Here is a 14,176-nt window from a genome sequence, read left to right on the forward strand (position 1 = left end):
GATGGAAGGAGCAATGCATTATGACGATTCAATCGAAATATATCGATGTGAGTGGAATCAACACACACTATCACGAAGAAGGCAAAGAGTCAGAAAAGATTATTTTAATACATGGTTCAGGACCAGGTGTATCTGCATTCGCAAACTGGCGCTTAATTATCCCGCGATTAAGTGAGTCCTACCATGTATTTGCGCCAGATATTATCGGTTTTGGTAAAACAGATAAACTACCCGATCACCAATATACTGTTGAATTATGGGTACAACATTTAATTAGTTTTATAGAATCCGTTTCTGATGAACCTGTTCACTTAGTGGGCAACTCTATGGGCGGAGCATTAGCACTCCATGTTGCCTATCAAAGACCGGACTTGGTGAAAAAATTGATTTTAATGGGAAGTGTTGGTATCAAGCACCAAATTTCAGAAGGGTTAGAGCGTGTTTGGGGCTATGAGCCAAGTTTGGAGTCAATGCGAGAGTTGATTGAATTATTCTCGTATGACGAAAAAGCAGCAAAAAACGAAGAATTAGTCCGTCTTCGTTATGAAGCTAGTATAGAACCTGAGGTGAAAGAGGCATTTTCGGCCATGTTCCCGGCGCCTCGCCAACAAAAACTGGACGAATTGGCATTAAGTGATGAACAAATTCAAAGCATTAACGTCCAAACACTATTATTCCATGGCTTGGATGATAGAGTGATTCCGATTAAAGATACAAGCTACCGTCTGATTGAATTACTTCCTCATGCAGAGCTGCATGTATTTAATGAGTGCGGCCATTGGACACAAATCGAAAAAACGGAGCCGTTCGTGGAGAATATTTTAAGATTTATTAAATGATGAATGTCAGGTAATTTCTATATATCTACAATTATTAAGGATCTGTTAAAACTAAATGTTGATTTCACTGTGTTTGGAAATAAGAGGAGAATTTCCGTTTATATTTGGAAATGCCCATATTTCCTTAAAAATAGGCGGAGTTTTTCCGCTTATTGCATCTAAATCCTTGGATTTTGTCTTTTTTAAAGCAGTTAACCGGAATATCTCCGCTTATATCTGCTTTTAAAGCTGCCTCTATAAACATTAGCCGGAAGGTTATGGACGGACAAATAGTAGTTGGGAAGAAAATTGGGCTAACTTCGTTTGCGATGCAGAAGCTATTAGGAGTGGATCAGCCTGATTACGGTCATTTATTGGATAGTATGGAAGTTCCAAATGGCGGTACCATTCCGATGGAAACCCTTTTTAGCCCAAAGGTAGAAGGCGAGCTTGCTTTTGTGTTGAAAAAGGATTTAATAGGGCCAGGTGTGACAGCAGAAGATGTCCTAGATGCCACAGACTATATTGTTCCTTCAATAGAGATAGTTGACAGCCGCATTACGGATTGGAAAATTAAATTAGAAGATACGGTTGCGGATAATGCTTCTTGTGGACTTTTCATATTAGGATCTCAAAGGTTCGATCCAAATGGAGTGGATTTAACGAAAATTGAAATGAGTCTTTATAAAAATGGGGAGTTTATGAATAAAGGGACTGGCACTGATGTGTTAGGTCATCCAGCAACATGTGTAGCATGGCTGGCAAATAAGCTCGCAGAATATGATGTGACGTTAAAAACTGGGGAAATCATTTTATCTGGCGCCTTATCTGCGGCTGTTGCAGCCGAAAAGGGAGATGTCTTTACAGCTGAGTTTCACCAGTTAGGAAAAGTGGAAGTTTCTTTTGGTTAAGTGCATTTATGAGGTAACGAACAGTTGGCGTAATCTGTCACTGTTCGTAAATCTCGTAAATAAAACCATTCTGACAGATTCCTTTTTTCCCGTGCTTGCTCTGTCCATATGTAGGGTCCATTCTGACAGATTCCTCTTTTCCCGAGCTTGCTCTGTCCAAATGAGACCTCCATTCTGACAGATTCCTCTTTACCCAAGCTAACTCTGTCCAAAATGAAACCTCCTTCTGACAGATTCCTCTTTTCACAAATTCGTTTGTAAGTATTTTTGTTTTAAAACGCTAGCAAAGAGACTGCTCCTATGATTCTAGTAAGATTACTGGGGTCAAAATAAAACCTTCCTCAAAGTTCGACAATGTTTCTAAAATATCATATAGACGATAATAAGGAATATAAAGTATGATTAAAAATAAGAAAATTTTAACTAGTTTATTTAAATTAATAATCGAACAATAGGAAATTACCATTTTAGGAGGCATTATGAGATTTCGAACGAAGCTCTATACGAGCATAGGGTCATTACTTTTGTTCATTACGATTATCGTAATGATTTTAATGAACATGCTTGAACAATCAACGGTAAAAATGAATGTCGTAATCAATGATCTAAATGAGAGAATCGAAATGGCTTCCACGATTAAAGATGAGGTTTCGGTAACATCGAGTGTGTTAAATACGATATTGAAGGATCGCGGAGAGACAATCAATTCAGATTTATTAAATGCATGGGAAAATTCCAATTCAAATTTACAATTGGCGATTCAGTCACTAGAAAAAAAGGACTCCCAAGAGAAATCCCAGGAACTCATTGATAAACTTAAAATTTTACATGAATCTTATCGAAATCTGGGTCAGCAAGCGTTAATGGAAAGAAAAATCAATCCCAACGCTGTACTAACTCCTGAAATTTTTACCGATATCGAACAATTCAGTAACAGGATGGCTCAAATGGCTGAACTGCTTCATGCTCTGCAAGAACAAGGGATGAAGAATGAACTAGTCCGTTCAAAAGATACCTATAACTGGGCAGTTGAAAATATTTATTTCTACCTTGTAATCGGTTTACTCCTTGGGATTGGTTTTGCGATATGGATAATAAAAAGCACCAGCAACAACCTTAACAAGGTAACAGATGTTATGAAACAGGCAACGGCCAGTGATTTTGATAACTTACCACGGATTGAGATTACGACAAAAGGGGAACTGAGTGAAATTGCTGTCGCCTTTAATAAGATGGCTATAGCACTTGAGAAACATAGTCGAATCGAGAAACAGTTAAAAGAAGAAGCAGAAGAACTGAGCTGGCTAAATACAAATATTGCTGAGATTGCAACACTTTATCCGGAAGTAGAAAATGTGCAAATGCTGGCCAATATGCTAATCACCAAACTGGTACCTATGGTTGGGGCAAGCTACGGAGTTTTTTATCTAAAAGAAGTAAAAAAAAGCGACCAGTACTTAACAAGAATGTCTTCCTATGCAGCTTTAGGCGGGGAGCAAGACCGTAAGCAATTTCGTTTAGGAGAAGGTTTAACAGGGCAGTGCGCTCTATTAAAACAGCCCATCCATTTAAACGAAGTTCCCGGCGATTATTTAAAAATCGGATCCGGTCTGGGAGAAGCTTCTCCTAAATCGATTATGATACTACCCGTATTATTTGAAGATGAAGTACTTGCGGTAGTGGAAGTTGCCTCATTTGAAACGTTAACACCATTACATATTAAACTGCTCGAAGAGGTAAATAACAATTTAGGTATTAAAATTAATAGTATTATGAACCACATGAAGGTAGAGAATTTATTGCAAGAATCACAAGCCCTGACAGAGGAATTACAAGCTCAATCAGAGGAACTTCAAATGCAGCAAGAAGAGTTAAGGACAACCAATGAAAAACTAGAGGAACTGTATGAAGCATCTAAACAAAAGAACTTCGAAATACAAGAGGTCAGTGCAGCGCTTGAAGAGAAAGCACAGCAGCTGGAAATAAGCTCTAAATATAAAACCGAGTTTCTGGCCAATATGTCCCATGAACTTAGAACGCCTTTGAATAGTTTGCTCATACTAGCACAAATCCTCTCTGAAAATGGGGAAGGGAATCTGACGTATAAACAGCAAGAATACATTAAAACGATTTACTCTTCCGGAAATGATTTATTGAATTTAATTAATGATATATTAGATTTGGCCAAAGTCGAGTCTGGTAAACTAGATGTAATAGCAAAAGAAGTAGAATTGAATCAGCTGAGAGATTTCATCTATCGACAATTCTCACCAATTGCGAATCAGAAAAAAGTTCATTTTTCAATCGATTTGGATAGAGACTTACCATTAACAATTTCTACCGATGAACAACGACTGCAGCAAATTCTAAAAAATCTTCTAGCCAATGCGTTTAAATTTACAGAAAGCGGCAGTGTCTCTTTACAAATCCGTACTGTGATGAAAACCATCACCGAGAATAGCGGGGAAGAACAACTGGAACGAATGATTGCTTTTTCTGTTATAGATACTGGTATTGGAATTGAGAAAAATAAACAAGAGACGATTTTTGATGCTTTTAAACAAGCAGATGGAACGACCAGCAGGAAATATGGCGGTACGGGATTAGGTCTTTCGATTTGCAGGGAACTGGCTCAGTTACTGGGCGGCTTTATAGAAGTTACCAGTGAAATTAGAAATGGAAGCACATTTACGTTGTATTTACCTTATGCTCAAATGAATAACAAAATAGTAAAATTCTCCACGGCTCGTAGGGAAGCAGCCGTTAGTTTGGAAGCGACTGATTTAATCGTTAGTAATGATCAACTTTTAAAGGAAGAGTCCATCATTCAACATGGTAAATCAATTCTGAAAAACAAGAAAGTTCTTATCGTCGATGATGACATCCGGAACGTATATGCCTTAACCATTGCCCTGGAAAATCTTGATATGGAGATCTTGGTTGCCGAAAATGGCAGAGAAGCGTTAGATGTTTTAAACGAGCACCCGAACACGGATATCATTTTAATGGATATTATGATGCCAGAGATGGATGGGTTTGAGGCCATCCACCATATTCGTAACATTAACAAATTTGAAACCATCCCGATTATCGCCCTTACAGCAAAGGCAATGAAACATAGCAGAGAGGAATGCCTCGAGGCAGGTGCCACCGATTATATTAGTAAGCCAATTAACTTAGAACAGCTGTTCTCGTTAATGCAAGTTTGGCTGTTTACAAAGGAGGGCTAGGAAATCGAACAGGTAAAATACCAAGAATCTAGTAAACTAGTACAGGCACAAGAAATTGAGAGGATCGAAATTGAATTACTTCTTGAGGCTATGTATCGTTATTATGGCTATGATTTTAGAAACTATGCCTTTCCTTTTATCCAAAGGAGGATTAATCACCGCGTTCAGATTGAGAGACTATCAAGTATATCCGCACTTCAGGAAAAAATTCTACGTGAACCGAGTGTAATGGCAAGGTTACTGTCCGATTTTTCTATTAATGTGACGGAGATGTTTCGGGATCCATCCTTCTTTAGGAGTATTCGAACGAAAGTGATTCCTTTACTAAAAGATTATCCATTAATAAAAATATGGCATGTTGGCTGTTCTTCAGGCGAGGAAGTGTATTCAATGGCAATCCTTTTGCACGAAGAAGGAATCTACGAGAAGACAAGAATCTATGCAACGGATATCAATAAGAATGTTCTTGAAAAAGCAAAACAGGGGACCTTTCCGTTAGAAGAGATGAAGCTCTATACGAAAAACTATATTGAGGCAGGAGGGAAACAGGCCTTTTCTGAGTATTATAAAGCCATTGATGATAAGGTTTGTTTCCACTCCTTTCTTCAGAAAAATATGATTTTCGCCCAGCATAATGTGGTATCGGATCATTCTTTTAACGAGTTTGATATGATTATATGCAGAAATGTGCTCATCTATTTTAATAAGAACCTTCAAAATAATGTTCACCAGTTAATATATGAAAGCCTAAGTACCTCAGGTTTTCTTGGCTTAGGAAAAAGAGAGGGGGTAAAATTCACACGTTATGAAGACTGTTACCGAGAATTTGATGGACCAGAAAGACTCTATCAAAAGATTAAATAATACAACTCCTAAAAAGGTAAATATTTTAATGGTGGATGATCATCCAGAAAACCTTCTGGCATTAGAAGCTGTGCTCACTTCACCAAACTATAATCTTATTAGTGCTCATTCAGGAAAAGAAGCATTAAAATGTATGCTTCAATATGATTTTGCGGTGATTTTACTAGACGTTCAAATGCCGGGACTGAATGGTTTTGATACTGCTAAGCTGATTAAAGCACGTGAAAAAACAAAAAATATCCCGATCATTTTTATTACAGCGATTAGTCAAGATATGGAACATGTTCATCAAGGATACTCCGTAGGTGCAATCGATTATATTTTTAAACCATTTCAACCGGAAACATTGAAAAAGAAAATAGAACAATTTGTTAAAATACATCAAAATCATCAAGAAACAATTATTCAAACGGATTTGGGCCACTTACTAGCACTGAATAAAGTCAACAAAAGGCTGGATCGAACGACCTTAAATTTACGCCGGACAGAGGCATTATCAAAAGCCATAGGTGAAACGATAACCGATACCATTGTTACGTTTGATAATCAAGGCTGTATTCTTTCCGTAAATCCAGCCATCAGCACCATGTTTGGCTATCAGCCAAAGGAATTATTGGAAAAACACGTTTTGAAGCTTTTTCCCAAATGGGAATCTGAGTTGTTATCCGACTCATCATTCTCATTCTTTTCTATGATGAGACAATCAGTGGGTAATATCATTGAAGTAATAGCTGGGCGAAAGGATAAAAGCTGCTTTTATGCGGATCTGTTAATTGCCTCTACCATGATTGAGGATGAACAGATTTATGTTTGTACGATCCGTGATGTAACAGAAAGAAAGCAAATAGAAGAAGTCAAAAAACAGCGATTCCATAACTTGGAATATATTGTTGAAGAGCGGACACTAGAGCTTATTAAAGCAAATGAGAAACTGCAAAGAGAAATAGAAGAACGAAAAAAAATGGCCGACCACCTGTTCCGTTCTCAAGAAAGGTTTCGAAAGATCTTTGATTCCAGCCCGTTATTAAAGGCAATTTTGTCGCAAAAAGATATGACGGTTATCGACATCAATGCCAGCTGGACAAAATTCACTGGTTATAGCAGTGACGAGTTGGTTCATCAGAAGTTTAATTGTAAGAATTTTATTGATGAAACAGCAGGGAACTCCATTGATTTACATAAAAAGATACGAAACAAGAAAATCAGGTATGAGACGAAAGAAGGGGAAGTACGTTCAGGTTTATTATCCACGGAGTTAATCGATATCGAATCCGAGCCATGTACGCTTGTCGTATTGAATGATATTACAGAAAGGGTCCACCTTGAGAATGAAATGTATCGGCTGGACCGTTTGAATTTAATCGGCGAGATGGCAGCCGGTATTGCCCATGAAATCAGAAATCCGATGACAACGGTACAAGGTTTTTTACAGTTAACAAGGAATAAAACGGATAAATTATCAACGGATATCATTGATTTAATGTTAGAGGAATTGAACCGGGCAAATTCGATTATCACAGAATTTTTGAATCTAGCGAAAAACAAAATCAGTATGAAAAAGAAACAAAATCTGAACGCGATTATTGAAGCTTTATCGCCTTTGATCCAAGCCGAAGCGTTACGTTCGAATAAACAGCTAAAACTTGAATTGGGAGAATGTCCTGACATCTCCTTGGATGAAAAAGAAATTCGTCAGCTTATCTTGAATATTGCCTTAAATGGATTGGATGCCATGACTTCAAATGGAAGTTTGACGATTAAAACCTATAAAGACAAGGGAACTGTGGTACTAAGAATAAAAGATGAAGGGCAGGGAATCAACCCAGAGGTGTTGTCAAAATTAGGGACACCTTTCTTTACCACAAAGGAAACAGGAACCGGTTTAGGGTTAGCGATTTGTTACAGTGTAGCCAAACGACATGACGCCAAAATTGAAATTGAAACTGGTGATGAGGGGACAACTTTCTCCATTCGATTTCAGCTGATACCCAGCATAACCGCCATTTAGGATTGTTTTTTAACACCGATGAGAGGGGGATGTTGCCGTGTTAAAGAAAGGGAAGGTTATTTTTGGTATTGGTGCTGTCATTTCTGTCATTCTTCTAGGGTTTATATCCGTTACGCTTGCCGATAAAAAACCGACAGTTATCGTCGTGTTAAAAGCCTCAGACTCACAATATTGGAAAATTATGCAGGCTGGTATGGAAAAAGGGTTTAAAGATTTTGGGATTGACGGGAAAGTACTGGTACCAAGTGAAGTATCACCACAAGAACAGGCAGTTTTGTTAAAAAAGACTTATAAAGAAAAGCCTGACTTAATCATAACGGCTCCTTACAGTTCATCTGTCAGCCCGGTATTAAAAACATTTACAGATATTCCTATTCTTTTCGTAGATACAAATCTGCCGTTAGACAACAAAACAGCATATATTGGAACCGATAATCTCGATTTAGGTAAAAAAGCCGGAGCGTTTTTAGCCTCTCAGTTGCAGCCAGGCGATAAGGTAGCCATTATCGGAGGAGATTTGTCTTTCTCCGTTTTTGATGAGCGGATTGAAGGTGCTACTATTTCTTTACAAGATGCAGGAATCAATATCGCCTATAAAAATACAGGGATACCTGATGATGCTAAGAAAATTCGAAGTGTGATCACAAAGCTTATGCAGGACCAGCCTGATATTAAGGGGGTTATGACCACCCATGACACGATTGCTTTACCCGTCATTCAGGAGTTAAAGAAGCAAGGTCTCTTGATTCCTGTCATTGGGCCGGATGGTCTTACCGAAATGGTGAAGTTGATTGCAGATGAAACCGTTCCCGGTACCACGGCCCAAAACCCTTATGATATGGGCTATTTAAGCGTTGAAACAGCCATGAAAGTGTTAAAAGGTGAAAATGTTGAACCATTCGTGGACAGCGGTGTAGATATTATCATAAAAGAGAATGTACACCAGCGATTAAGTTTTTATGAGAAAATCTTGAAATAAAACATCCCCAGTGCTGACCGCTGGTAGGGAATAGCTTAGTTAAGTGAAGGTGATACAAATTTCTGTATCACCTTTTTACATAGGCAAAATTAAAAAAAGGGTATCATTAAAATTTATAGAATTTTATAAATGATAAAAGCATTAAAAGGGTGGAAGTTATGGGCATATTTGATAAATTCAAAAAAAATAAGGCAGAGAGAGACTATATTGAAAAAATTATAGCAAAATTGGGCTGCTGCGATTGTAGGATTATCGAGGTAAAAGATGTTAACGCTGTTATGTCGGTGTACCATCAGGCTCTGCTAGACGGAAAAAAAGAAGGATTTACCCCGCTAATCATTATTCCTTCAGAAATCATGGTAGAATGCCTTGATACAGAAGTGGATAACGATGATTCATTCCATGATCGTGAAACAATAATAACAAAAGCTCAGGAAATTCATGCAAAAGAATTGTTAAAGAGACTTCTTGATGAGGTGATGCCTATGGATGAGGACGAAGACGGCGATATCACAGGCGAGTTTTTAGCAGAAGGGCAGATAAACCATTTTCAATCATTAGAAGATGCAATCAATAAGAAGATTATTCTCGCCAAAATTCCAACAGATAAACCGTGGGAAGTAGCTGCTTGGGTTCCAATGGGAGGATTTAATGAATGTCCTATGCCGGATGAGCAAGTTGCGGTATTTAAATACTGGTATGAAAAATACGGGGCAACCCCGGCATTAGTTAGCCAGGATGTATGGGAGTTATTTGTAGAGATCCCTCCTAAAACACAAGAAGAATCAGAATTTCTCGCCTGGGAACATTTTGGTTTTTGTGGAGATATAGTCTGGCAAGGGGTTGGAACAGTAAATTCTTTAGCAGGAACACTAATAAATTCATCTGTTTGGTATTTTTGGTGGGATTAAAGTGACACGAACAGGACATCTTGGGGCTCAGGGCTATTATATTGGCAAATAATCATTTGGGAGGGCTTATCATATCCGGTAAAATACATAATGATGTACAGCAGGACGCATGTTTGATTGAATACATTTTATATAGGAATGGCCGTATTAGCATGAAGATCATGCATCCAATCATTTCCCTTTCTATTATGACGGAAGGGTTTTTTTTGTGACTAATTCTCTCTCCATTAAATAACGGAATTCATGTGTTGTGTCTATGGGTGATAGTCTAATCTTGGGACAATCGTGGAACATAGTATAAGATTGTGGTTATTTTATTTGAGGTAAATAACCAGTTCAATTGTGAATGAGGATGAAATTTTAAAACCTGGTTGGAGGTATGTATCAAAATGAATAAACAAAAGCAATACCGTCACGAATTGTTGGAATGGTGTCATGAAACAGCGAAAAGTCTAAGTGAACAAATAGAGCTGTTATATAGGGATTCAAATGCTGACGAAGAAGAAATCGAAGTCAATTCTGTAAATAGTTTGGAAATGGAAGAGCAAATCCAACTTGAGGAAGAAAATTTCGAACCATTAACTATCCAGAACGAATTAGAGATTCAATTTGACCAATATATTGATATGGAGGAACTAAACCAATACCGTGAGGAATTATTGCAATGGTGTAACACCCTTTATTCAAGTTGGAATATAACTAAACCGATGTTATCTAACCTTGTTGACAACGATATCCTTGAGGGATGGGAAGGAATGTGCACTCGTTTAAAAGAAAAGTTACAAGAAGATCTGCCATTAGAAAACGAAGACTATGAGACAGCTACTGCCTTGTATGAACAGTGGGAAAAGTTACTCGAGGATTCGTATTCTTATCAAGAAGAACATCAAGCTTGATTTGGATTAAAGTATAGTCCTTTCAGCAAAATGGGTTATTCGTAAATAGCCTTATTTTTTGTACGAAAGTAGCAGTTAAGTTAAAAAAGGCGAGGAGACATCCATTATTATATTGAATAAAAGCCTAATTTCTCAGGTGTTATACGTGAGAAATTAGGCTTTAGTGTACTTAAGAAAAACGGCTTTTTCTAGAATAAGCCAGAAGTTTTATATTGGAAAATGTCAATTTTAATTTCTCTTTCAATTACTATATATTCAATCATACTAGTAACTACAAAGAATTGGAACATTCACGAAGAAAGAAACTATTACCTATCGAAGAACAGTTGAAATCGAGTCGTTGTTGAGACTCAGCGTAATCGAACATATTACATTTATGACACTTTCTTTGTTGAGTTGATTCCAGTAAAATTCATAGTAGAGAGTATTTAGTTAACAGGGGGAGAAGTATGAAGGATATTGTCATTAGAGGTGCGCAGGAGACAGACGTATATTCTATTAAGGTAATATACAATCAGGGTATCGAGGATAGAATCGCTACTTTAGAAACAGAACAAAAAGATGACTCATACATGAAGGATTGGTTTGAGAAGCATAGCGGTCGTTACATGGTGATCGTAGCTGAGTATAAAGGAGAAATTGTTGGTTGGGCTTCACTAAACCAATACAATAACAGATGTGCTTATGATGGAGTTGCCGATATTTCAGTATATATAGCCAGAGATTTCAGAGGTAAGGGAATTGGTAAGGAACTGCTTGCTGAGCTTGAATCACTTGCGATACAAAATGATTTTCATAAAATGGTCCTGTTCACATTTCCATTTAATCATTTAGGTCAAGGATTATATAAGAAAATGGGTTTTCGTGAAGTAGGTGTATTTAAAAAGCAAGGGATTCTAGATGATAAATTTGTGGATGTTATGGCAATGGAAAAGCTAATAACATCAAAAAATTAGATTGGTAGCTTTGCTTATTAATCTTTTTATTTACAATACCTTTACATTTTAAATACTTGCATTTAATTGTTATTTGCAATAATATATAAGCAAATAGTTATATGTTAATTAAGTGGTCTAATATAGGAGATCCATTAACGCATGCATAAAAAGTTGGATTATACAAAAAATGAAAAAAGTATAACCTTATGGATTTTATATAAGCAAATTATTATTTAATTATTTAAAAGAGGGTGTGTTTAATGTTCAAATCAATAGTGGAATTAGAGCGAGCTGCTAACGTCTTAAAATTATTAGGTGATAAAACACGCTTAACAATTATTGCTATTTTAAAACAACGTGAATGCTGTGTATGTGAATTTCTTGAAGTGTTTGATACGAGCCAGCCATCTATTAGTCAGCATCTTCGAAAACTAAAAGATGCAGGTATGGTTAAAGAGGAAAGAAGAGGTCAGTGGATTTATTATTCCATTAATCATGACAGTGAACTATATGGACTTATAGAAGATATTTTGGCACATGTGCCAGACCAGACAGATAAAATCAAAATGATTGAAAAAGCCAATCCTACGCTTCAATGCGGATGCTAGCTTTACGTTAAATAAGGAGTGAGAGAATGAGTAAAACAGAAAAGAAACGTTTGTCGTTTTTAGACCGTTACCTAACGCTATGGATATTTTTAGCTATGGCAGTGGGTATAGGCTTGGGATTCATCTTTCCAGGATTCGTGGAAGGAATGAACGAGTTGCAGGTTGGAACTACATCAATCCCATTAGCCATTGGTTTGATTTTAATGATGTATCCACCATTAGCAAAAGTTCGTTATGAGGAAATTGGGCGAGTTTTTAAAGATGTAAAAGTCTTAGTTTTATCCCTTGTACAAAACTGGATAATTGGACCAATTCTTATGTTTTTATTAGCGATTATCTTTCTACCTGATAAACCAGAATATATGGTTGGTCTTATCATGATTGGTTTAGCACGTTGTATTGCGATGGTTATCGTTTGGAATGACCTTGCCAAAGGAGATACCGAGTATGCAGCTGGTTTAGTCGCATTTAACTCTATTTTTCAAATGCTATTCTTTTCCGTATATGCCTATGTGTTTGTTACCGTGATTCCAGAATGGGTGGGACTTGAAGGAGCAGTCGTGAACATTACGATGGCGGAAGTAGCCAAGTCCGTATTCATCTATTTAGGAATACCTTTTATCGCTGGTATGATTACACGATTTACATTGGTAAAGGCAAAAGGTAGACAATGGTACGAGAAAGTGTTTATTCCTAAGATTAGTCCTATTACACTTATTGCTCTATTATTTACAATTGTCGTTATGTTCTCGTTAAAAGGTGATACTATTGTAGCCTTACCATTAGATGTAGTTCGTATAGCGATCCCATTATTAATTTACTTTGTAGTGATGTTCTTCGTTTCATTTTACATGGGAAAGAAAGTTGGAGCGAATTACCCTGTAACAACAACTCTTGCGTTTACAGCTGGAAGTAATAACTTTGAATTAGCAATTGCTGTAGCTGTTGGTGTATTTGGAATCCATTCTGGTGCAGCATTTGCAGCTGTTATCGGGCCACTTGTAGAGGTGCCCGTCATGATAGCTTTAGTCAACGTGGCACTATGGTTTAAACGAAAATATTTTAAAGAACATGCAGCCTAAAAATTAAACCAATAATAATAAAGGTGGAATTCAACATGGACAACAAAAAAACAATTTACTTCTTATGTACAGGAAACTCTTGCCGAAGCCAAATGGCAGAAGGTTGGGCGAAAAAACACTTAGGTAATGAGTGGGAAGTGAAAAGTGCTGGTCTTGAGGCACATGGATTAAACCCTAATGCAGTAAAAGCGATGAAAGAAGCTGGAATAGATATTTCTAATCAAACATCTGATGTTATCGATCCTAAAATTTTAAATAATGCTGATTTAGTTGTGACATTATGCGGTCACGCAGCAGATCATTGCCCTGTAACTCCTCCACATGTAAAACGTGTTCACTGGGGCTTTGATGACCCAGCAAAAGCAGAAGGAACTGAAGAAGAAAAATGGGTATTTTTCCAACGTGTCCGTGATGAAATTGGAGATCGCATTAAAACTTTTGCTGAAACAGGCAAGTAAGAAGTATTTATAAAGCCAAGAGTAGAAAAGCTCTTGGCTCTAACTTAATTTTATATATATAAGTAAATACTTATATTATCCCACAGGAGAGTGTTTTTATGAGTAAAGTAGAAATCTTTGATCCAGCTTTGTGTTGTCCCACAGGTGTTTGTGGTCCTAGTGTGGATCCAGAACTAACTAGAGTGGCTACTGCTATTTTTTTATTAGAAAAAAGAGGTTTTGATATTAAGCGATATAATCTTAGCACCGAACCTGCCAAATTTGTTGAAAACATTGAAGTAAACAAAGTCCTTCACGAAATGGGGCCTGATTCACTGCCTGTTACTATAGTTGATGGCAAAATTGCTAAAATTGGAATTTACCCAACAAACGAAGAATTTGCGGAATGGTTCGGCGTAAATGTGGCAGAGCTTTCTAAAAAGCAAAGTGCTAGTTTAAAAATTGATTTAAAATAATCAACGAAAGAAAGAAGT

Annotated in this window: 13 protein-coding genes; all 13 read left to right on the forward strand. The window is 37.0% G+C overall.

The features are described from left to right. The first annotated feature begins 20 nt into the window (after positions 1 to 20). The 13 genes from QNH29_RS13915 (at position 21) to arsD (ending at position 14,158) form a co-directional block, all read left to right on the forward strand. The gene (locus QNH29_RS13915; RefSeq protein WP_283865343.1) at positions 21 to 839 is read left to right on the forward strand and encodes an alpha/beta fold hydrolase; all 819 of its coding nucleotides are present in this window, start codon (positions 21 to 23) and stop codon (positions 837 to 839) included. A 173-nt stretch (positions 840 to 1,012) separates the two neighbouring features. Beyond that, positions 1,013 to 1,729, forward strand: coding sequence for a 2-keto-4-pentenoate hydratase (locus tag QNH29_RS13920; protein WP_481858801.1), 717 nt, complete (start codon positions 1,013 to 1,015; stop codon positions 1,727 to 1,729). 479 nt (positions 1,730 to 2,208) lie between these two features. Further along, a complete protein-coding gene (locus tag QNH29_RS13925) occupies positions 2,209 to 4,959 on the forward strand; it encodes a response regulator (RefSeq protein WP_283865344.1) in 2,751 nt (916 codons plus the stop codon). Between the two features lie 54 nt (positions 4,960 to 5,013). Beyond that, positions 5,014 to 5,823 carry a CheR family methyltransferase gene (locus QNH29_RS13930; RefSeq protein WP_283865634.1) on the forward strand — a complete coding sequence of 270 codons (810 nt, stop codon included), beginning with the start codon at positions 5,014 to 5,016 and terminating at the stop codon, positions 5,821 to 5,823. Next, positions 5,765 to 7,831, forward strand: a complete 2,067-nt coding sequence (locus QNH29_RS13935) for a PAS domain S-box protein (RefSeq protein WP_283865345.1) — start codon at positions 5,765 to 5,767, stop codon at positions 7,829 to 7,831. Before QNH29_RS13930 ends, QNH29_RS13935 begins: the two co-directional genes overlap by 59 nt. Before the next feature lie 37 nt (positions 7,832 to 7,868). After that, the gene (locus tag QNH29_RS13940; RefSeq protein ID WP_283865346.1) at positions 7,869 to 8,810 is read left to right on the forward strand and encodes a sugar ABC transporter substrate-binding protein; all 942 of its coding nucleotides are present in this window, start codon (positions 7,869 to 7,871) and stop codon (positions 8,808 to 8,810) included. 158 nt (positions 8,811 to 8,968) lie between these two features. Next, the gene (locus QNH29_RS13945; RefSeq protein WP_283865347.1) at positions 8,969 to 9,721 is read left to right on the forward strand and encodes a DUF4253 domain-containing protein; all 753 of its coding nucleotides are present in this window, start codon (positions 8,969 to 8,971) and stop codon (positions 9,719 to 9,721) included. Positions 9,722 to 10,110: 389 nt separating this feature from the next. After that, a complete protein-coding gene (locus QNH29_RS13950; RefSeq protein ID WP_283865348.1) occupies positions 10,111 to 10,617 on the forward strand; it encodes a PIN domain-containing protein in 507 nt (168 codons plus the stop codon). A 449-nt stretch (positions 10,618 to 11,066) separates the two neighbouring features. Further along, positions 11,067 to 11,573 (forward strand): arsinothricin resistance N-acetyltransferase ArsN1 family A, encoded by a 507-nt coding sequence (locus QNH29_RS13955; RefSeq protein ID WP_283865349.1) that lies wholly within the window; start codon positions 11,067 to 11,069, stop codon positions 11,571 to 11,573. 242 nt (positions 11,574 to 11,815) lie between these two features. After that, entirely contained in the window at positions 11,816 to 12,163 is a 348-nt protein-coding gene (locus QNH29_RS13960) for an ArsR/SmtB family transcription factor (protein ID WP_283865350.1), read from the forward strand. A gap of 26 nt (positions 12,164 to 12,189) precedes the next feature. After that, the gene (gene arsB, locus QNH29_RS13965; RefSeq protein WP_283865351.1) at positions 12,190 to 13,245 is read left to right on the forward strand and encodes an ACR3 family arsenite efflux transporter; all 1,056 of its coding nucleotides are present in this window, start codon (positions 12,190 to 12,192) and stop codon (positions 13,243 to 13,245) included. A gap of 35 nt (positions 13,246 to 13,280) precedes the next feature. Then, positions 13,281 to 13,703 carry an arsenate reductase (thioredoxin) gene (arsC, locus tag QNH29_RS13970; RefSeq protein WP_283865352.1) on the forward strand — a complete coding sequence of 141 codons (423 nt, stop codon included), beginning with the start codon at positions 13,281 to 13,283 and terminating at the stop codon, positions 13,701 to 13,703. 98 nt (positions 13,704 to 13,801) lie between these two features. Further along, complete coding sequence (gene arsD / locus QNH29_RS13975) at positions 13,802 to 14,158, forward strand: arsenite efflux transporter metallochaperone ArsD (protein ID WP_283865353.1); 357 nt, start codon at positions 13,802 to 13,804, stop codon at positions 14,156 to 14,158. Positions 14,159 to 14,176 lie beyond the last annotated feature (18 nt).

Origin of the sequence: Neobacillus sp. DY30, assembly GCF_030123065.1 — a bacterium.
Lineage (GTDB): Bacteria > Bacillota > Bacilli > Bacillales > Cytobacillaceae > Neobacillus.

What these genes read in the sequence shown, in the direction of transcription:
- QNH29_RS13915 (WP_283865343.1), top strand. Translation starts at nt 21, where the DNA reads ATGACGATTCAATCGAAATATATCGATGTGAGTGGAATCAACACACAC.
- QNH29_RS13925 (WP_283865344.1), top strand. Translation starts at nt 2,209, where the DNA reads ATGAGATTTCGAACGAAGCTCTATACGAGCATAGGGTCATTACTTTTG.
- QNH29_RS13935 (WP_283865345.1), top strand. Translation starts at nt 5,765, where the DNA reads ATGAAGACTGTTACCGAGAATTTGATGGACCAGAAAGACTCTATCAAA.
- QNH29_RS13950 (WP_283865348.1), top strand. Translation starts at nt 10,111, where the DNA reads ATGAATAAACAAAAGCAATACCGTCACGAATTGTTGGAATGGTGTCAT.
- arsD (WP_283865353.1), top strand. Translation starts at nt 13,802, where the DNA reads ATGAGTAAAGTAGAAATCTTTGATCCAGCTTTGTGTTGTCCCACAGGT.
- QNH29_RS13960 (WP_283865350.1), top strand. Translation starts at nt 11,816, where the DNA reads ATGTTCAAATCAATAGTGGAATTAGAGCGAGCTGCTAACGTCTTAAAA.
- arsC (WP_283865352.1), top strand. Translation starts at nt 13,281, where the DNA reads ATGGACAACAAAAAAACAATTTACTTCTTATGTACAGGAAACTCTTGC.
- QNH29_RS13945 (WP_283865347.1), top strand. Translation starts at nt 8,969, where the DNA reads ATGGGCATATTTGATAAATTCAAAAAAAATAAGGCAGAGAGAGACTAT.
- arsB (WP_283865351.1), top strand. Translation starts at nt 12,190, where the DNA reads ATGAGTAAAACAGAAAAGAAACGTTTGTCGTTTTTAGACCGTTACCTA.
- QNH29_RS13955 (WP_283865349.1), top strand. Translation starts at nt 11,067, where the DNA reads ATGAAGGATATTGTCATTAGAGGTGCGCAGGAGACAGACGTATATTCT.